Genomic DNA, 18,652 nt, shown 5'->3' with positions numbered 1-18,652 from the left:
GAAAGGTGAACGCATAGATGTGATACAGCGGCAGCGGCGTGATCAGGATCTCGCAACCTTCGTTGAGGTTGGACCCCATCAGCGCCTTGCACTGCAGCATGTTCGCCACCAGGTTGCGGTGGGTCAGCATCGCGCCCTTGGCCACGCCGGTAGTGCCACCGGTGTATTGCAGCACCGCGACATCGCTGTTGGCCGGGTTCGCTTCCGCCACTGGCTGGCCCTGGCCCTTGCTCAGCACGTCGTTGAACTTGACGGCTTTTGGCAAGTGATAGGCCGGCACCATCTTCTTCACGTACTTGATGACGCTGTTGATCAGCAGGCGCTTGAGCGGCGGCAACAGGTCGGCGACTTCGGTGACGATGACGTGCTTGACGCCAGTCTTGGGCACCACGATTTGCGCCAGGTGCGCCATGTTGGCCAGGCAGACCAGGGCCTTGGCACCGGAGTCGTTGAACTGGTGTTCCATTTCCCGTGCGGTGTACAACGGGTTGGTGTTGACCACGATCAGCCCGGCGCGGATGGCACCGAAGACGGCCACGGGGTACTGCAGGACGTTGGGCAGTTGCACGGCGATTCGATCGCCCGGCTGCAAATCGGTATGCTGTTGCAGATACGCGGCAAAGGCACCGGACAATTCGTACAGTTCACCGTAGGTGATTGTCTTGCCCAGGTTGCTGAATGCCGGCTTGTTGGCGAAGCGTTGGCAGGATTGCTTCAACACTGCCTGAATATTCGGATACTCGTCTGGATTGATGTCGGCAGCAATCCCAGCTGGGTACTTATCCTTCCAAAAGTCTTCGATCATGGAAGCCCACTCCTCAGCAACGCGAATTCAGCACCGCATTTGATGCGATTATTATTGGTGTTTGGTCATTGGTGAATCTGGCTGACAGAAGGCCGAGAAGTCACAAAGCGCGCCGAGAGTAGCAGCTTTGCCAAGGGTCGACTAGAGCCAAAAGCGGCCTCTACGGTCACAATTGTGACTCAAGAATGACAGGCGGTCATTTTAGAGCAAAAAACCTATAACATCCTGAAAGCCACGGAATTCGGGGCTCTGGCGTACGCCGAAAAGCATCGCGGGCAAGCCCGCTCCCACAGGGTTCGCGTCGTACACAACGTGCGTGCACAACAGTGAATCTGTGGGAGCGTGGCTTGCCCGCGATCCGCGTGAAGCGCGGCCATTCAACAATCAGGCGATATCGCGCAACTCGCGCCGCAGAATCTTGCCCACCGGTGTCATCGGCAACGACTCCCTCAACACGATGTGCTTGGGTACTTTGTACGCCGTGAAGTTTTCCTTGCAGTACGCCTTCAGCTCTTCAAGGCTGACCCCTGCCTCACGCGCCACCACAAACAGCTTGACCGCCTCGCCGGAACGTTCGTCCGGTACCCCGATGACCGCACAGTTGGCGACTTTCGGGTGGGCCATGACCACGTCTTCGATCTCGTTCGGGTACACGTTGAAACCCGAGACAATGATCATGTCTTTCTTGCGATCGACAATGCGCACAAAGCCGTCCGGGTCGATCACAGCAATGTCGCCGGACTTGAACCAGCCCTCGGCGTCCAGCACCTCGGCGGTGGCCTCGGGTTTCTGCCAGTAGCCCTTCATGATCTGCGGGCCCTTGATGCACAGTTCGCCGCGCTCGCCCAAGGGCTGTTCGACCCCTTCATCATTGATCACTTTCAACGTGGTGCCCGGCACTGGCAGCCCGACCGTGCCGATGCGCGATTGGTCGCCGTACGGGTTGGTGCAGGCCACTGGCGAGGTTTCGGTCAAGCCGTAGCCCTCGGTGATGCGGCAACCGGTGAGCTGTTCCCAGCGTTCGGCAGTAGCCTTGACCAGCGCGGTGCCACCGGAGTTGGTGAGCTTGAGGCTGGAGAAATCCAGGGTCTTGAAATCCGCGTGATCCATCAGCGCAACGAACAGCGTGTTGAGCCCGAGCAACGCCGAGAAGCGCCAGTTTTTCAGTTCCTTGATGAAGCCGCCGATGTCCCGCGGATTGGTGATCAGCACGTTATGGTTGCCGGACACCATCATGCACATGCAATTGGCCGTAAATGCATAGATGTGGTACAGCGGCAGCGGCGCGATCATCACTTCCTGCCCTTCGCGCAACAGCGGCTGACCGTCGTTGCCGAACTGCTCCAGACAGGCCCGCACTTGTTGCATGTTCGCCACCAGGTTGCCGTGGGTCAGCATGGCGCCCTTGGCCAGCCCGGTGGTACCACCGGTGTATTGCAGCACGGCGATATCGTCGAGGCCGACTTTCAGCGGCTTGATGCCCAGGCCGCGGCCCATGCGTAACGCAGTCTTGAAGGAAATGGCCTGGGGCAAGGCATAGGCCGGGACCATTTTCTTCACCTTGCTCACTACCGTGTTGACCAGCCAGCCTTTGGCGGCGGGCATGAAGTCGCCCATTTTGGCTTCGATCAGGTACTGGATGTCGGTGTCGGGCAGGACTTCCTGGACCTTTTGCCCGAACATGTTGAGGTACACCAGTGCCCGGGCGCCGGAGTCCTTGAACTGGTGACGCATCTCCCGCGCGGTGTACAGCGGGTTGGTGTTGACCACGATCAACCCGGCACGCAACGCGCCGAACACGGCAACCGGATAATGCAGGACGTTGGGCATCTGCACCGCGATGCGATCCCCCGGCACCAGGTCGGTATGGGCTTGCAGGTAACCGGCGAACGCTGCGCTGTAGCGTTCCAGTTCGGCGTAGGTCAGGGTGATGCCCATGTTGCTGAACGCCGGGCGATCAGCGAATTTCTTGCAGGAACGTTCAAACACCTCGATGACCGACTTGTAGGCACCCGCGTCGATGTCCAGGGGTACGCCGGCCGGGCGCTTGTCATTCCAGAAATCAGGTTGCATTGTTCTTGTCCTCTTTACCTGAGCCTATCCGGGCCGCTTTTCTGTCATTTCTCTGTGATCCCTCAAAAAGCAGAAAGCGAAAAGCGGAGCTTCACGGACACTAGCAGTTATGGCCAATCAGGCAAATATGCGTCAACGCGTCATTGACCGTGTGAATCTTCCTGCCGTGGCGTGAGCTGATGCCGGCAGGAATTTGCGCTATACAATGCAACCACCCCGCGCCCATGCATGGAAAGGAATCGCCATGATCCACGACACGTTCTGGCTGACCACCAGTGACCGCAGCCGCCTCTTCGTCAATCAGTGGCTGCCCACAGGCAAGCTAAAGGCGGTGATCCTGCTGGCCCACGGCATGGCCGAACACAGTGGCCGCTATGCGCGCCTTGCCGAAAAATGCTGCGATCAGGGCTACGGCCTCTATGCACCGGACTTGCGCGGACATGGCAAAACTGCCGAAAACGGGACGCTCGGCCACTTCGCGGACAACGATGGCTGGGCCAAAGTGGTGGGTGACCTGGCCTGCCTGAATCAGCACATCGGCCAGCAGCATCCCGGTGTGCCGATCGTACTGCTCGGCCACAGCATGGGCAGTTACATCGCCCAAGGTTACCTGTTGCACCACAGCGCCAGCCTGCAGGGGGCCATTCTCAGCGGTTCGAACTTCCAGCCCGTGACGCTTTACCGTGCGGCGCGGCAGATTGCCCGCCTCGAACGCCTGCGCCAAGGCCCCAAGGGCCGCAGCGCGCTGATCGAATGGTTGTCGTTTGGCTCGTTCAATAACAAATTCAAACCGGTGCGCACCCGGTTCGACTGGCTCAGTCGCGATCCTTCAGAGGTCGACTTGTACGCCAATGACCCGCTGTGCGGCTTCAGGTGTACCAATCAAATGTGGATCGATTTGCTCGGCGGGTTGCAGCAAATCAGCAAAGCGTCCAATCTCGCCCAGATCGATCCGGGCCTGCCGCTGCTGGTGATTGGCGGTGAATGTGATCCGGTGAGCGAAGGCAAGCGTCTGAAAGATCTGGCCGACGCCTTGCGCGAAGCCGGCAGCCAGAGCCTGCAACTGACAATTTATCCGCAGGCTCGGCACGAACTGTTCAACGAAACCAACCGCGATGACGTGATTGCCGACGTGCTGGGCTGGATCAACCAGACCCTGAGCAACCCCAGGCCACATCGAGCCGAATAGTTTTTTGTGAATTCTTTTATTCGTCACAGGAATTGAGACACATGACCCAGGTTACCAACACCCCTTACGAAGCCCTTGAAGTCGGCCAGACCGCCAGCTTCAGCAAGACGGTCGAAGAGCGCGACATTCAATTGTTCGCCGCGATGTCGGGCGACCACAACCCGGTGCACCTGGATGCCGAATACGCTGCCAGCACCATGTTCAAGGAGCGCATTGCCCATGGCATGTTCAGCGGTGCACTGATCAGCGCTGCGGTGGCTTGCGAACTGCCTGGGCCGGGCACCATCTACATCGGCCAGCAAATGAGTTTCCAGAAGCCGGTGAAGATCGGCGACACCCTGACGGTGCGCCTGGAAATCCTCGAAAAACTGCCGAAGTTCCGCGTGCGCATCGCCACCCGCGTATTCAACCAGCGCGATGAACTGGTGGTCGACGGCGAGGCGGAAATCCTCGCGCCGCGCAAACAGCAGAGCGTGACGCTGACCGAGTTGCCACCGATCAGCATCGGCTGACCTGTGGCGAGGGGGCTTGCTCCCGCTGGGGCGCGAAGCGCCCCCAACTCAGACACCTCAGTTCACTTGAACGAATGCGTTGGCAGGATTTGCGACGGCTGCGCAGCCGAGCGGGAGCAAGCGCCCTGGCCACAGGACAGCAGCACGAACACGAACTAGCGCTCACCCTCCTGCACCTGCACGCTCGCAGTCATTCCCGCACTCAAGTTGATCCCTTCGGGCACTTTGTCCAGCTTGATCCGCACCGGAATCCGCTGCGCCAGTCGCACCCAATTGAATGTCGGTTCCACCTCTGCCAGTAACTGGCCGTCCGGTGTGGTATTGCGATCGGTTATCCCGCGGCTGATGCTTTCCACGTGCCCCTGCAACGCTTCCCCGGCGCTCATCAACCAGACTTTCACCGGGTCGCCGACCTTGATCCGTGGCAGCTTGGTTTCTTCGAAATAAGCCTGCACGTAAAAGGTTGAATCATCGATCAACGCCATCACCGGTTGCCCGGCATTCACATAATTGCCTTGAGCCAGACGCAGGTTGGTGATGTGACCATTGCGCGGCGCATGGATCTGGCTGCGCGCCAGGTTGATCTCTGCGACCTTGGCCTCGGCCTGTGCTTCTCGCAGTTCACCACGGGCGATACCGGCATTGATTTGTGCGTTTTCCCGCAGTTCGGCGCTGATCGCTTGCGGCCCGAGGCTGGCGCGGCGGCTGGCTTCGCGTTCACGCAGGTTCAGTTGTTGCTGGCGGGTTTGCACCACCGCCTGGGCTTTTTCCAGGGCGGCTTCGAAACGGTCGCGGTCGATACTCAACAACAGGTCCCCCGCCTTCACCTGCTGGTTATCGTAGGCCTTGAGCTCACGCACCCAGCCCGACACATCCGGCGCGATCACCACCACGTCGGCGCGAATACGTGCATCGCGGGTCCAGGGCGTGAGCATGTAGTACTGCCACAAATGCACGCCGGCAAATATCGCCACCGCCACCAGGCACAGGGTCAACGCGACACGTACGGGGGTACGCATATTCAGCTCCTTATAAAGGTCCGAGGACGACGGTGATCACGGTCAATACACAGACGTACAAGGCACAATCAAACAATGCTTCGTGCCAGACCCAACGACCAATCGGGGTCAGCCGCAACAACAGGCGCAAGGCGCCGGTCACCAGCAGCGCCAGCAGCACATAAATCAGAAACGGGCTGAGCAACACCCCGCCCACCGCCCACTCACGCAAGCCCATGGTTTGCCTCCTGTTGGCGGCACCAGGCGCGCCAGCTGTTCTGCAATTGCAGCACCGCGCCCCGGGCCAGTTTCACTGCATCACTCGAGGGCAAGGCGTAAAGGTTTTGCACGAAAGCCTCGCTGGCTTCGGCCAGCGCTTCGCCGCGATCTGGCGCCGGACCTTTTTTCAGGACGCTTTCCAGTTGCTCGAGGTATTGCTGTTGCGCTGTAGAAACCGGAACCTGCGCAACCGCCAGGCTCAGGCGCAGGTGCAGCAATTCATCGCCGATATCCAACCCGAGCAGCCCGTCATCCCAGCGGCTTCGCGCCGGCTCGGGCAACTCCGGATAATGCCGCGCCAATTGCAGCAAGCGGTCGGCCATGCGCCCGCCGAACCAGCTCTCGGCGCCGGCAAGATTGCGCCGGGTCAGGCGCACCAGATCGTCAAGGGTAGCCGCGAGCAATCGACGGCCATGCCACGCCGGGTTACGCAGGATCAACAGATGGAATGCGAGCACCGCCGCACCGACGCCGATGACCATGGCCTGGGCGCTGTTGAAGAACGTCGCGACGTCGAACTTCATCTGGTTGAGCGGAGCCACCAGCACAATGAAATGCAGGCAGAATGACGTGGCCGTAGCGCCGATCTGCGGCTTGGCCATGCCCAGCGCCCCGAAAAACAACGGCACGCCCATACCCATGCACAACATGGCAAAACTGCTCCATTGCGGCAGCAGAATTTGCCCGACGATGAACGCCGCCGGAATGGCCAGGAATATCCCGCGCATGAAACTCATGCCGATTTGCGCACCATTTTCCCGGCTGGCGAACAGGCTGCACACCACGCACGTCAACAACATCGCCCCCGCTGCCGCGGGCCAAGCGGTCGCCAGCCAGAAACTTGCAACCACCAGAAACGCCAAGGCACTGCGGGCGCCAAACACCAGGGCCAGCGACAGATCGCGGTGAGGTGTCAGCGTCTTGGGCGGCGCGACCGGATCACCGCCCTCCTCAACGGCGCTCAACGCCGCCGTCGCCGCCATGGCCGTATCCATCAGCAAGGTGAAACGCACCAGGCAGTAACTCTGTGCCGAACTGATCTTTGGGTCGTGGGACGCGTCGAGCAAACGCGGGCGCAGGGCATGCAAAGTCGCAGGATCGGCGACTTTCAGCGCCTCCAGCACTTCGTTCATCCACGCTGACAACTGCGCCGACTCTTGCGGTTCCAACTGTTTCCACTGCCGGCGCACTGAACGGGCGATGCGCAGCAGCATCAACAATTTCTGGCTCAAACCACTGATGGCGCGTGCCCGTTGCCGACCGAGAGGCCCTTCGAACCAGGCGTGTTCGCGTTGCGCGTCCACGGCAACGATTCGACCGAGAATTTCCAGCAAGCCTTTGCGTGCCTGCCCATCCCCGGCCAGTGTCGCCCGCGCGGCATTCATGCCACTTTGCCAGGCTCCTCGGGCCTGGTCCGACAGCTGTCGCTCGACCCGCAATGGCCAGAGCAAAGCACTGCTGGCGGTGGCGCAGATAATGCCCAGGCTGATTTCGGTGCAGCGTGCCACGGCTTGGTCAAATACGGTCAACGGATGATTGATGGCCGGCAGCGCGATGATCGCCACGGTGTACCCGGCCAGTACAAATGAATAGGACCAGGCACTGCGCAGTAATGTCGAACTGGCCGTACACAGTCCAAGCCACAATGCCAACGCCAGCAAAAACAGCCACGGTGTCTGGGCGAACAAGCCCATGAACACCACCGACATGATGGTTCCGACCAACGTCCCCAACAGCCGCGCCAAGCCCTTTTGCATCACCATGCCGGACAGCGGCTGCGCGACGATGAACGCAGTCATCAACGCCCAGGCCGGTTGCTCCAGGCCCCAGCGCAATGCCAGCCACAGCGCCACTCCTCCGCCGATCAAGGTCTTGATCGCGAACTGCAAGGCGCGGCGGTCAGGCGCGAACAACGCCTGCAAAGTAATGGGCACGAAAAGCACTCTTGAAAAGTCGTTTTAACGATAGTCGGCTTCAGGCCGGTCACTTGAAAAACAAATTATTAGCTAGCTATCTATACCCCGTCCAGCGCTAATTCCCGGGCACAAAAAAACGCCAGACTGGCTGGCGTTTTTGACAGCAAACGAACGCTTACGAACGTGCGCGCGCCTGGTTACGCAGGGCTTTTACCTGATCGTGGTTACGTTGCACGCCGTGGTACTGACGCTCAACGAGATCACGAATGCCCACCAGGTTGTGCTTGTTGATTTTCTCCATGGCATCGCGATACGCCTTCAGCGCATGGTCCTCGCCACGTTCGGCTTCATTGAGCACCGCTTCTTCATCCTTGCCGGTGAACATCGACTTCACATCGACCCAGCGACGATGCAGATCGCCACTGACGCTGGTGGACGTTTCCGGATCGCCGCCCATTGAACGCACCGCAGCCTGCAGCTCAGCGGCGGCGGTGCCACAGTCGGCAGCACGTTGCACAAACAAGGTTTTGAGTTCAGGGTGTTTGATGTCTTCGGCGCAAGTCTTGAACCCTTCCTGACCGTCTTTGCAGGTTTCAATCAGGTCATTGAGTACAGAAATCGCTTCTTTATTCATGTCGGTCATTTTTCAATTCCTTGCGGTTGATGAAAGATGACTTACTCATTGCAGGGCGCATGCCAGCTCAACAGACATAAATTTCCCTATATTTTTCAATTAGTTACCATTACGGCGAAAATCTGTATCCGTTTTTTTTGCATGATCTGTCAATTGGCCTGCATGCAGAATGCCTGTATTTTCCAGACTGAATGAATGAAGACGACTGCGTGATGAACCCTGAAAAGCTCGAACTGCTGATTACCCGGGAAATGCCCTTCGGCAAATACAAGGGACGGATCATTGCCGACCTGCCCGGCCCATACCTGAACTGGTTTGCCCGGGAAGGTTTTCCCCACGGCGAATTGGGTGGCTTGCTGGCTCTGATGCAAGAGATTGATCACAACGGCTTGTCGGAGTTGCTGGAACCCTTGCGCGCCAAGCATGGCAAACCGGCACCACGCCACTGATCCACGCCCCGCCCCTGATTGAGTAAGCCCATGCCCGACAATATCCGCCGTGCCCGTGATGAAGCCTTTTGGCGGACCTTTGCCGATCGCTACGATCGGCAACCGGGACCGATCAATCTGGAAAACGGCTACTTCGGACGCATGTCGCGCACCGTGGTCGAGGAGTATCAGCGCAACATCGAGCTGATCAACCGCAGCAACTCGGTGTATGCGCGCCAGCGCTTCGAGCAGGGCGACAGTGTGAAGATCCGCGCGCAGTTGGCCGGGCTGATCGGTGTACCTGCCGAAAGTGTCGCCCTGACCTGCAACGCGACGGATGGTTTGCAATCGTTGATCCGCAACTACAATCGCCTTCAACCGGGCGATCAAGTGCTGATCTGCGACCTGGAGTACGACACGGTCAAGGGCGCGATGCGCTGGCTGGCGCGTCATCGGGGTGTTGAAGTGATCGAGATCGACCATGGGCACCCTGCCAGTTTCGACAGTTTACTGGCCACCTATCGCGAGACCTTTGCACGCTACCCACGACTCAAGCTGATGGCCTTGACCCACGTCACTCACCGCACAGGCCTGGTGATGCCGGTGCAGGCGATTGCCGCCGCCGCCAGGGAGCATGGCATCGATGTGATCCTCGACGGCGCCCATGCACTGGGGCAACTGGAATTCGATCTCGAAGAGCTGGGCATCGCCTTCGCCGCCTACAACCTGCACAAATGGATCGGTGCACCGCTGACCCTGGGCTTTCTCTACATCGCCCCCGAGCGCCTGGCTGACATCGACCCGGACATGGAGGAAATGCATTTTCCGATCACCGACATTCGCGCTCGCACGTCTTACAGCACGCCGAACATCCCCGCGCTGCTGACCCTGCCGCTGGTGCTCGAAGAGCATTGGGCCATGGGTGGTGCCGCGGCCAAGGGGGCACGGCTCAACTACCTGCGCAACCTCTGGGTGCGCGCGGTACGTGGGCACCCGGGTATCGAAGTCATGACCCCGGATGATCCACGGTTGTACTGTGGCATCACCTCGATGCGCTTTACCGCCCATGCCGACCAACAGGCGATGGCCGAAAAACTGCTCAGCGACTACAACCTGTTTACCGTAGTGCGCAACGGCGCTGCCAGCGGTCCATGCATTCGCATTACGCCGGGGCTGACCAGCACTGCGGCGGACATGAACCGACTGGCTTCGGCGTTGGCGGAACTGGCCTGACGTCACACGGTGTATTTATCGAAGTCTTCCGGCTTGATCTGGGTCGACACTGCAAAGGTGTCGATGCCGATGGTCATGTGCCCGAAAAAACCGTCGTCCCTGGAGTCTCGAGAGAGGGTATGTACATTCAGGGTCGAGGCCTCGCCGCCCATGGTTGTGTAAAAGTGATCTTGCTCATTGCCCAGCGGTCGCACAGCCCGTCCGCTGTACTGCCGACTGCCAAGCACTGAACGCGAAGCCACTTCGGGAAAGTACAGCTGCCCCACCCAGGCGACGTGTCGTTCTTCCAGATAGTTGTTGCCCGAGGTGATCCGCACGGCCACATGAATGTGCAGGGTACGGCCGGCATAGAAACCCGGGTAGATGGTAGTGAAGCGCACGTTCCCCGCTTTATCAGTGAACTGAGCACCACGCAGGTACGTATCGTCGTCGGTTCTCGGGATTGCGCCGATGTCGCCGACATCGACTTCCAGGTCCGGATTGATCTTGCTCCAGCCTGAATAGGCGCCCCGCGCATTGCAGTGCCAGATATCCACCAGCGCATCGGTGACCGGTTGGCCAGTCATGGCATCGATGATTTGCAGGCGCAATACCAATGGGATGCCGTCGGCGCCTTCGCTGATATTGCGTCGAATCAGTTTGGGATTGCGAAAATAAGGGCCGGCGATTTGTTCCGGGGACAGCAGGTAAACGGGTGTATCGGTGATGTTGGCGTCCATGACGTTCTCTCTTCCATAAGATCAACGCAGGCTAGCACTGGCCGCTTTTCCGGATGCGGTAACTATGTATCGCAGGATGTCTTGACGCCGGTTTTCATCAGGCAAAAAAAAACGGTGCACCGACCAAGCGCACCGTAAAGCCGTAGAACACACAACGAAGTGTCGGGTGAAGCGATCAGTCCAGCAGCGCCAGTGCCTCGGCGGTGCATTCCTGAATGCGGGCCCAGTCGCCGTTCTTGATCCACTCAGGATCAAGCATCCAGCTACCGCCCACGCACATGACGTTCTTCAACGCCATGTAGCTCTTGATATTGGCCGGGCCCACGCCGCCGGTCGGGCAGAATTTCACTTCGCCGAACGGACCGCCCAAGGCCTTGATAGCGGCAACGCCACCGCTGACTTCCGCCGGGAACAACTTGAAGCGGCGATAACCCAGACCATAGCCTTCCATGATGCCCGAGGCATTGCTGATGCCTGGCAGCAACGGGATCGGACTGGCAACGCTGGCTTCCAGAAGGTCACGGGTGATGCCTGGCGTAACGATGAACTGCGAGCCCGCCGCTTCTGCCGCGGCCAGCATGTGGCGATCGAGCACGGTGCCGGCACCGGTCATCAACTCCGGGCGCTGTTCGCGCAGGATCTGGATGGCCTTGAGGCCGAACTGCGAACGCAGGGTCACTTCCAGCGCGGTCAGGCCACCGGCCGCGAGGGCATCGGCCAGCGGCAGAACGTCCTGCTCGCGGGCGATGGTAATCACCGGCAGGATCCGCGCCTTGGCGCAGAGGCTGTCGATCAGGGCAACTTTATCCGCCATGGAAACGGTCGGGGATGGGATTGTCATAGCGGCTGTTCCTTGGCTCATGGGCACCAGTAAATCTCTAACGTAGGTTGCAGAAACGCGCGAATCGGCATTGCGGCGACATCGTCACCGGCCAGTGCGGTACTCAGGGTGGTCAGCTTGGACTGACCGGAAATCGATAGAACCTTGTGCTTGGCCGAAGCCAGCAGCGCACGGCTCATGGTCAGGCGCTGATGCGGCACGGTCGGTGCGAGCATTGGATAGCAACGACGGCTACCGTCTACCTGCAAGGCCTCGGCAAGCTTCGGACTGTTGGGGAACAGCGAGGCGGTGTGACCGTCATCGCCCATGCCCAGTACCAGCACGTCGATCACCGGCAACTCGGAGAGCAAACGGTCAGCCTGCTCTGCCGCCTGTTCCAGGTTGGCGCTGGCGCTATACAGGCTCAGAAACTGAGCCTTGGCCGCCGGGCCTTGCAACAGGTATTTCTTGATCAGGCCGGCATTGCTGTCGGCATGCTCGACCGGCACCCAACGCTCGTCAGCCAGGCTGATCACGACGTTGGACCAGTCCAGTTTCTGCTTGGCCAGGTGCTGGAAAAACGCCACCGGGCTGCGGCCACCGGACACCACCAGGGTCGCAGTGCCCTGGGTGTCGATCGCGTCGCTCAGTTGTTTCGCCACGCTCAGCGCCAGGCCTTCGGCCAACAGCGTCGGGCTCTTGAACTCATGGGCGCTTACACCCTGAGGCAGTTTCAAATCAGATATCGCCATACCACGACCTCCCATCCCGCGTAATCAGTGCAATGGAGCTCATCGGCCCCCAGGACCCTGCCGCATACGGCTTGGGCGCATCACCGGATTTCTTCCACCCGGCGATCAACTGGTCACACCACTTCCACGCGGCTTCGATTTCATCTTTACGGACAAACAGGTTCTGATTGCCGCGCATCACTTCCAGCAACAACCGCTCGTAGGCATCGGGAATCCGTGCGCTGCTCCAGGTGTCGGAAAAATTCAGCTGCAACGGACCGCTGCGCAGCTGCATGCCTTTGTCCAGGCCTTGATCCTTGGTCATCACGCGCAAGGAAATGCCTTCGTCCGGTTGCAGGCGGATAATCAGCTTGTTGCTGATTTGCAGGCGCTGCTCGGGAGCGAAGATGTAATGCGACGGTTCCTTGAAGTGGATGACGATCTGCGACAGTTTCTGCGGCATGCGCTTGCCGGTGCGCAGATAGAACGGTACGCCGGCCCAGCGCCAGTTGCGGATATCGGCACGCAGGGCGACAAAGGTTTCGGTGTCGCTCTGGGTGTTGGAATTGGGTTCTTCCAGATAACCCGGCACGGCTTTGCCTTCGCTGTAGCCGGCGATGTATTGGCCGCGCACCACCTGGGTGGTCAGGCCTTCCGGGCTAATGGGCGCCAGTGCCTTGAGCACTTTGACTTTCTCGTCGCGGATGCTGTCGGCGGACAGGTCGGCCGGTGGGTCCATGGCGATCAGGCAGAGCAATTGCAGCAGGTGATTCTGGATCATGTCCCGCAGCTGGCCGGCCTTGTCGAAGTAGCCCCAGCGGCCTTCGATCCCGACCTTCTCGGCCACGGTAATTTCCACGTGGGAAATGTAATTCTGGTTCCACTGGGTTTCGAACAGGCTATTGGCGAAACGCAGGGCGATCAGATTCTGGACAGTCTCTTTGCCCAGGTAATGGTCGATGCGGTAGGTGCGGTTTTCCGGGAAGAACTGCGCCACGGCATCGTTGACCTTGCGCGAGGATTCCAGGTCCGAACCGATGGGTTTTTCCAGCACCACGCGGGTGTTTTCCGCCAGGCCGACCTTCGCCAGGTTCTCGCAGATCGCGCCGTACACCGCTGCCGGCGTAGCAAAATAGGCGATGACCCGCTGGGCACTGCCTGCCGCTTCGGCCAGGGCCACATAGTCTTCGGGTCTGAGGAAATCGACGTGCAGATAGCTCAGGCGTGCGAGAAAACGTTCGACGACGGCTTCGTCCAGATCTTTGGCACCCACGTAGCGGCGCAGCTCGGAGGCGATGAACGCCAAATGCTCCTGCTCGCTGCCGGGCTCACGGGCCAGCGCGATGATCCGCGTGTCCTCGTGCAATAGGCCTGCACCGTCGAGTTGATAAAGCGCAGGAAACAGCTTGCGCAAGGCCAGATCGCCAAGGGCGCCAAACAAGGCAAAGGTGCACGGTTCAACCGTAATCGAGAGCATGATGTTTGTTCTTTTATCAAGTTAAGCTACAAATACCTTTTTTCAAGGCATCACTCAAGGGAAAATGTAGTAATAACCACAACATTTTCGCAAAATACAGATTCCGAGTGGTGGTCGGTCGGAGCCATCAGTAGGATAGGCCACCGTTATGGGCCTCACCAAAGGCCCTTTTTGCATTAGCCGCGCGCTTATCGGCGCTGGTGAATCAAGGAAACTCATATGGACCGCGTGCGAAATTTACTGGAACAGATCCAGAATCGCCTTGAAGAGCTGAACAAGGCCGAGCGCAAAGTCGCCGAGGTGATCCTGCTCAACCCGCAGCAGGCCACCCGTTTCAGCATCGCCGCCCTCGCCCAGGCCGCTTCGGTCAGCGAGCCGACGGTCAACCGTTTCTGCCGTTCGTTCGGCGTCAGCGGCTACCCCGAGCTCAAGCTGCAATTGGCGCAAAGCCTGGCCAGCGGCGCGGCGTATGTCAGCCGTGCGGTAGAGGCCGATGACAACCCGGAGGCCTACACGCAGAAAATCTTCGGCAGCGCCATCGCGTCCCTGGACAGCGCTTGCCAGGCACTGGACCCGAACCTGATCAGCCGCGCCGTCGACCTGTTGATCCAGGCGCGGCAGATCCACTTTTTCGGTCTCGGCGCTTCGGCCCCGGTGGCACTGGATGCGCAGCACAAGTTCTTCCGTTTCAACCTGGCCGTGACTGCCCACGCCGACGTGCTGATGCAGCGCATGATTGCCTCGGTGGCGCACACCGGCGAGTTGTTCGTGATCATTTCCTACACCGGCCGCACCCGCGAACTGGTGGAAGTGGCGCGCATTGCAAGGGAGAACGGCGCTTCGGTGCTCGGCTTGACCGCGGAAAACTCACCACTGGCCAAAGCCAGTACCTTGAGCCTGAACATTCCATTGCCGGAAGACACCGACATCTACATGCCGATGACGTCGCGGATCATTCAACTGACCGTGCTCGACGTGCTCGCAACTGGCATGACCCTGCGACGCGGAGTGGATTTCCAGCCGCATTTGCGCAAGATCAAAGAGAGTTTGAATGCCAGCCGGTATCCGGTGGGTGACGAATTCAATTGATCCGAAATCTGCGCTGAACGGTCCGGCCTCATCGCTGGCAAGCCAGCTCCCACAGTGTCCGCGCCAAACCTGAAATGCTGATTGTTCCCACGCTCCGCGTCACTGGACGCGGAGCGTCCCTTGAGGCATTCCCACGCAGAGCGTGGGAACGATCCCCATTAAGCCGCCACCCGCGCCTGCAAACTCAAATGCGCCCGCTCCCCCGGTTTCAGGCACAGACTGTCGGTGCCGCCGCTGGCCGCTTCCACGCACACGAATTCAGATATCTCGTTCCAGCTCACCCCAAGCAACGGTCGTGATCCCGGATGCCACACCACCGTGTCAGCCGTATCGCCGGTATCGATGCACAACGCCCGATCCCAGGCGTGATCGTTAAGCTGCAACTCCCCGTCATGCTGAAACACCCGCTGGCATCCGCCATCGACCCGTAACTCGCCTTCCTGCTGGCAAATCTGTCGGTTCAACTGGTCGTAACCTTGCGCGCCTTCGAGCCCAGACAGCGCTACCTCACCGACATCGCCAATACGCCAGTAAGCGTGCAAAGCCTGGCTCAACTGGCATGGCATGTCGTCCTGATGCTCGGTACTCAAACGCAACTCCATGCGTTCCCCCAGGTGTGCATGCAGGTCCACTTGCCAGTCGCAGAGTTCAAGTTGCCAGTGCAAACGCACGCCATCCTCGTCACTGCTGCTATCGATCAGCTTCCAGTCGAGCAACCGCGCCCAACCATGGGACGGCCAGGCATTTTCGCTCGGATGACGGCCATACCATGGCCAGCACACCGGCACGCCACCACGGATCGCGCCCACCTGCGGCCACTTCGCCGCACACCACAGCCAGGGTTTCTGCCCCTTGGGTTGAAAGTGCAACAACTGCGCGCCCTGGCGACTGAACACCGCCTGACACAGCGGGTGATCAATGACCAACACGTCGCGCTTCTGATAGCGCTCCCAGGCAAACACCGGTCGTTCGCGCAAGGATTTGAAGAAGCGTTGTAGCGGATGCTCATGCATGTGCCACGGTCCTGAAAATCATCTGTCAGCGGGGTGCGCGGCCCTCCAAAAAAAAGCGGACAGCCTTGGCCGTCCGCAAAATGCGCACATAGAGAGGAGCTTATCGCAGTCGCGTTAGAACACCGACTGAATTTTCAGACCGGCCACCAGCGCGTTGTCGACTTCATCTACACCGCCCGGGTGGGTGATGTATTGCAAGTTAGGACGCACGGTCAGCCAATTGGTGACGTGGAAACCGTAGTTAAGCTCGTAGTTGTACTCGGTCTCACGCAGTGGCGAGAACAGTGGATCGTTGTAGTCGCTGACGCCATTGGCGGCGTTGGTCAGCTCGGCGTTTTTCTTCACGTCGTCGTTGACATGGATGCGGGCGAAACCGATACCGAGGTCATCTTTCGGACGTGCATCGAACGGGCCTTTGTACACGAACATCAGCGACTGGTAGTTGTCGACGATGTTGGTGTCCTTGTCGTGGAACGTCGCGTTGGCGGCGATGTTCAGACCGCGAGTGGCGTCACCGTTGTGGCTGGTGAGTTGCTGTTGCGCCACGAACCAGTAGCCGTGCTTGCTGCTGTGGCTGCGATAGGCATTGCCGCTGGTGGCCGCATCATTGCCGTTGTCATCCTCACGAACGTCATCGGCGCTGGCGGTGCTTTTGTAGTAACCGACACGGTATTCGCCCGGCAGGTTGCCAGGGTTGGGCAGCCACACCAGTTCAACCGGCAGGACGGTGCCTTTGGTACCACTGCCGCTGAGCTTGAAGCCGTTGCCGTGCTCCAGTTGCGACGGGTTCTGGTTGTACGCGCCGATCTGCGCATACCACTCAGGCGAGATGTTGTACTTCACGCGGATCGCCGCCTGGCTGACCGGCCAGTTGTACCAGATGTTGGTGGCCCAGTTACCCACTTGGGAACCGCAGAATGCCAGGTTCTGGAATTCGCACGGGAAGGTGTTGAAATCTTCACCCTCACCGAAGTAACCGGCCTTGACGTCGAGTTTGTTGTCGAAGAACTGATGCTTGATCCACAGTTGGGTCAGACGCACCATGTGGCCTCGGCCGTAGACTTCCTGGGACGAACTCAGGGTGCCGGCCCGCGGGTCGCCGACGCGGTCGTTGGAAATGTTTTCGCCGTTACGGTTGGTCAGCTGGATCTTGGCCTGGGTGTTATCCCAGCCGAACAGCTTTTCCAGGTCCAGCGCCGCGCCCAGACCAAACTGGTCACTGTAGCGCGCGGTCTTGTCGTCGTTGAAACCGCCATGCAGGTTGCCACCGACTTCACCGACGTAGTCCATCTTGATGTCGATGCCCTGCTCGATCAGCTTGGTACGCTCGCCACCCCAATCACCGGTCATCCACTCCGAATCGGCGCTGAACGCGTCAGCCGCGTGCACGCTACCGGCCAGCATCATTGCCGCAACGGCTGACAACTGGCAGATAAGCTGAGCACTGTTGTTCTTCTTCATCCCTACTTCCTCGTTTTATTGTTATTAACTTTTCTTTTTCCAACGCGGTTACATCAGTTGCGGCGGATGACAGGCCATCCGCCACGGATTCCCCCTGTGGAGATGGGCTTTTATGTGGGAGCTGGCTTGCCAGCGATGGCATCACCTCGGTTCGACGTCAAAACCAGTCGCCTGCATCGCTGGCAAGCCAGTCCCACAAAAATCCATTCCCACCTATGATCTTCAGCGGCCTTTGAACTGGGCGACGTTGGCAGCGTGCGCCTCGGTTTTCGGCACACCGGCAACCCCCAAGCGCTCGCCGGTCTTGGCATCGAACAGCAGCACTTTCGCCGGATCGAATTGCAGGGTCAGGGTCTCGCCGACTTGCGGCGCCACGTCCGGGGCCAAGCGGCAGCAGACCTTGGTGTCGTTGAGATTGACGAAAACGAGAGTGTCCGGGCCGGTTGGCTCGGTAACCTGGACCTCGGCGCGAATGGTCGGCAAACCATTGGCTTCACCGTTGGCCAGTACGATCTGCTCCGGGCGCATGCCGAGAATCACTTCGCGATCCTCGAGACCGGCGTCCTGGATGCCCAGCGGCAATTCGCAACGGGCCTGGCCACTGTCGAGCAGCGCCACCAGACGACCGTCCTTGCGCTGCAACCGCAGCGGGATGAAGTTCATCGGCGGCGAACCGATGAAGCTCGCCACAAACAGGTTGGCCGGGTCGTTGTAGATCTCTTTCGGTGTACCGAACTGCTGGATGATCCCGTCCTTCATCACCGCCACCTTGTCGCCCAGCGTCATCGCTTCGATCTGGTCGTGGGTCACGTAGACCGTGGTGGTTTTCAGGCGCTGGTGCATCAGTTTCATTTCGGTGCGCATCTCGACCCGCAGCTTGGCGTCGAGGTTGGACAGTGGCTCGTCAAACAGATAAATCTTCGGCCGCCGCGCCAACGCACGGCCCATCGCCACGCGCTGTTGCTGACCACCGGAGAGCTGGCCCGGCTTGCGATTGAGCAGGTGCTCGATCTGCAACAGCTTGGCCACGCGGGCGACTTCTTCGTCGATCGCCGACTGGCTCATCTTGCGGATTTTCAGGCCGAACTCGATGTTCTCGCGCACGCTCATGGTCGGGTACAGCGCGTAGGACTGGAACACCATGGCGATGTCGCGATCCTTGGGGCTCATGCCGCTGACGTCCTGATCACCGATCATGATCGCGCCGCCGGTGATGGTTTCCAGGCCGGCGATGCAGTTCATCAGGGTCGACTTGCCGCAGCCCGACGGGCCGAC

At 59.6% G+C, this 18,652-nt stretch carries 18 protein-coding genes; 5 read left to right on the top strand and 13 right to left on the bottom strand.

Annotated elements, in window-relative coordinates:
- The coding region (locus D8V06_RS18405; protein WP_153189261.1) for an AMP-binding protein at window positions 1-805 on the bottom strand (805 nt) is incomplete at its 3' end.
- Window positions 806-1,189: 384 nt separating this feature from the next.
- Window positions 1,190-2,878 (bottom strand): long-chain-fatty-acid--CoA ligase FadD2, encoded by a 1,689-nt coding sequence (gene fadD2, locus D8V06_RS18400; protein WP_056852610.1) that lies wholly within the window; start codon window positions 2,876-2,878, stop codon window positions 1,190-1,192.
- 244 nt (window positions 2,879-3,122) lie between these two features.
- On the opposite strand from fadD2, the gene D8V06_RS18395 reads away from it, so the two are divergent.
- Window positions 3,123-4,067 (top strand): alpha/beta hydrolase, encoded by a 945-nt coding sequence (locus D8V06_RS18395; protein WP_130931482.1) that lies wholly within the window; start codon window positions 3,123-3,125, stop codon window positions 4,065-4,067.
- 41 nt (window positions 4,068-4,108) lie between these two features.
- Window positions 4,109-4,579, top strand: a complete 471-nt coding sequence (locus tag D8V06_RS18390; RefSeq protein ID WP_056852612.1) for a MaoC family dehydratase — start codon at window positions 4,109-4,111, stop codon at window positions 4,577-4,579.
- A gap of 155 nt (window positions 4,580-4,734) precedes the next feature.
- Here the strand turns inward: D8V06_RS18390 and D8V06_RS18385 are convergent, their stop codons facing one another.
- The 4 genes from D8V06_RS18385 to D8V06_RS18370 all read right to left on the bottom strand — a co-directional run bounded on the left by D8V06_RS18385 (window position 4,735) and on the right by D8V06_RS18370 (window position 8,415).
- Entirely contained in the window at window positions 4,735-5,598 is an 864-nt protein-coding gene (locus tag D8V06_RS18385) for an HlyD family secretion protein (RefSeq protein ID WP_056852613.1), read from the bottom strand.
- A gap of 10 nt (window positions 5,599-5,608) precedes the next feature.
- Window positions 5,609-5,815 carry a DUF1656 domain-containing protein gene (locus tag D8V06_RS18380; protein ID WP_056852614.1) on the bottom strand — a complete coding sequence of 69 codons (207 nt, stop codon included), beginning with the start codon at window positions 5,813-5,815 and terminating at the stop codon, window positions 5,609-5,611.
- A complete protein-coding gene (locus tag D8V06_RS18375; RefSeq protein WP_130931481.1) occupies window positions 5,802-7,790 on the bottom strand; it encodes an FUSC family protein in 1,989 nt (662 codons plus the stop codon). Before D8V06_RS18375 ends, D8V06_RS18380 begins: the two co-directional genes overlap by 14 nt.
- Before the next feature lie 157 nt (window positions 7,791-7,947).
- Window positions 7,948-8,415: a PA2169 family four-helix-bundle protein gene (locus D8V06_RS18370; protein WP_056852616.1), complete on the bottom strand. Its 468-nt coding sequence runs from the start codon at window positions 8,413-8,415 to the stop codon at window positions 7,948-7,950.
- Between the two features lie 203 nt (window positions 8,416-8,618).
- Between D8V06_RS18370 and D8V06_RS18365 the strand changes: the two genes are divergently transcribed.
- Together D8V06_RS18365 and D8V06_RS18360 are read left to right on the top strand one after the other, a co-directional pair.
- Window positions 8,619-8,855, top strand: coding sequence for a DUF3820 family protein (locus tag D8V06_RS18365; protein WP_003213031.1), 237 nt, complete (start codon window positions 8,619-8,621; stop codon window positions 8,853-8,855).
- A 30-nt stretch (window positions 8,856-8,885) separates the two neighbouring features.
- Window positions 8,886-10,067, top strand: a complete 1,182-nt coding sequence (locus D8V06_RS18360) for an aminotransferase class V-fold PLP-dependent enzyme (RefSeq protein ID WP_130931480.1) — start codon at window positions 8,886-8,888, stop codon at window positions 10,065-10,067.
- 2 nt (window positions 10,068-10,069) lie between these two features.
- On the opposite strand, the gene D8V06_RS18355 is transcribed toward D8V06_RS18360, so the two are convergent.
- From D8V06_RS18355 to zwf, 4 genes are all read right to left on the bottom strand, one after another.
- The gene (locus D8V06_RS18355; protein WP_130931479.1) at window positions 10,070-10,786 is read right to left on the bottom strand and encodes an intradiol ring-cleavage dioxygenase; all 717 of its coding nucleotides are present in this window, start codon (window positions 10,784-10,786) and stop codon (window positions 10,070-10,072) included.
- A 175-nt stretch (window positions 10,787-10,961) separates the two neighbouring features.
- Window positions 10,962-11,627, bottom strand: coding sequence for a bifunctional 4-hydroxy-2-oxoglutarate aldolase/2-dehydro-3-deoxy-phosphogluconate aldolase (locus D8V06_RS18350; protein WP_056852619.1), 666 nt, complete (start codon window positions 11,625-11,627; stop codon window positions 10,962-10,964).
- A 17-nt stretch (window positions 11,628-11,644) separates the two neighbouring features.
- A complete protein-coding gene (pgl, locus tag D8V06_RS18345; protein ID WP_130905884.1) occupies window positions 11,645-12,358 on the bottom strand; it encodes a 6-phosphogluconolactonase in 714 nt (237 codons plus the stop codon).
- The gene (gene zwf, locus D8V06_RS18340; RefSeq protein ID WP_056852621.1) at window positions 12,345-13,814 is read right to left on the bottom strand and encodes a glucose-6-phosphate dehydrogenase; all 1,470 of its coding nucleotides are present in this window, start codon (window positions 13,812-13,814) and stop codon (window positions 12,345-12,347) included. The genes pgl and zwf overlap by 14 nt, the downstream gene beginning before the upstream one ends.
- A 228-nt stretch (window positions 13,815-14,042) precedes the next feature.
- Between zwf and D8V06_RS18335 the strand changes: the two genes are divergently transcribed.
- Window positions 14,043-14,903, top strand: a complete 861-nt coding sequence (locus D8V06_RS18335; RefSeq protein WP_170948639.1) for a MurR/RpiR family transcriptional regulator — start codon at window positions 14,043-14,045, stop codon at window positions 14,901-14,903.
- A gap of 158 nt (window positions 14,904-15,061) precedes the next feature.
- Here the strand turns inward: D8V06_RS18335 and D8V06_RS18330 are convergent, their stop codons facing one another.
- From D8V06_RS18330 to D8V06_RS18320, 3 genes are all read right to left on the bottom strand, one after another.
- Window positions 15,062-15,916 carry a D-hexose-6-phosphate mutarotase gene (locus D8V06_RS18330; protein ID WP_056852622.1) on the bottom strand — a complete coding sequence of 285 codons (855 nt, stop codon included), beginning with the start codon at window positions 15,914-15,916 and terminating at the stop codon, window positions 15,062-15,064.
- Window positions 15,917-16,030: 114 nt separating this feature from the next.
- A complete protein-coding gene (locus D8V06_RS18325) occupies window positions 16,031-17,377 on the bottom strand; it encodes a carbohydrate porin (RefSeq protein WP_056852623.1) in 1,347 nt (448 codons plus the stop codon).
- Between the two features lie 222 nt (window positions 17,378-17,599).
- Window positions 17,600-18,652 (bottom strand): ATP-binding cassette domain-containing protein (locus tag D8V06_RS18320; protein WP_130931484.1); only part of this gene is annotated, 1,053 nt, incomplete at its 5' end.

It is taken from the genome of Pseudomonas sp. Sample_24, assembly GCF_004307605.1.
Classification (GTDB): Bacteria; Pseudomonadota; Gammaproteobacteria; order Pseudomonadales; family Pseudomonadaceae; genus Aquipseudomonas.
The sequence above is the reverse complement of the archived record's forward strand: the minus strand, read 5'-3'. Positions and strand labels throughout refer to the sequence as shown.

Coding starts and splice junctions, on each gene's coding strand:
- D8V06_RS18390 (WP_056852612.1), top strand. CDS start 4,109: ATGACCCAGGTTACCAACACCCCTTACGAAGCCCTTGAAGTCGGCCAG.
- pgl (WP_130905884.1), bottom strand. CDS start 12,358: ATGGCGATATCTGATTTGAAACTGCCTCAGGGTGTAAGCGCCCATGAG.
- D8V06_RS18365 (WP_003213031.1), top strand. CDS start 8,619: ATGAACCCTGAAAAGCTCGAACTGCTGATTACCCGGGAAATGCCCTTC.
- zwf (WP_056852621.1), bottom strand. CDS start 13,814: ATGCTCTCGATTACGGTTGAACCGTGCACCTTTGCCTTGTTTGGCGCC.
- D8V06_RS18325 (WP_056852623.1), bottom strand. CDS start 17,377: ATGAAGAAGAACAACAGTGCTCAGCTTATCTGCCAGTTGTCAGCCGTT.
- D8V06_RS18355 (WP_130931479.1), bottom strand. CDS start 10,786: ATGGACGCCAACATCACCGATACACCCGTTTACCTGCTGTCCCCGGAA.
- D8V06_RS18370 (WP_056852616.1), bottom strand. CDS start 8,415: ATGACCGACATGAATAAAGAAGCGATTTCTGTACTCAATGACCTGATT.
- D8V06_RS18360 (WP_130931480.1), top strand. CDS start 8,886: ATGCCCGACAATATCCGCCGTGCCCGTGATGAAGCCTTTTGGCGGACC.
- D8V06_RS18380 (WP_056852614.1), bottom strand. CDS start 5,815: ATGGGCTTGCGTGAGTGGGCGGTGGGCGGGGTGTTGCTCAGCCCGTTT.
- D8V06_RS18330 (WP_056852622.1), bottom strand. CDS start 15,916: ATGCATGAGCATCCGCTACAACGCTTCTTCAAATCCTTGCGCGAACGA.
- fadD2 (WP_056852610.1), bottom strand. CDS start 2,878: ATGCAACCTGATTTCTGGAATGACAAGCGCCCGGCCGGCGTACCCCTG.
- D8V06_RS18350 (WP_056852619.1), bottom strand. CDS start 11,627: ATGACAATCCCATCCCCGACCGTTTCCATGGCGGATAAAGTTGCCCTG.
- D8V06_RS18395 (WP_130931482.1), top strand. CDS start 3,123: ATGATCCACGACACGTTCTGGCTGACCACCAGTGACCGCAGCCGCCTC.
- D8V06_RS18385 (WP_056852613.1), bottom strand. CDS start 5,598: ATGCGTACCCCCGTACGTGTCGCGTTGACCCTGTGCCTGGTGGCGGTG.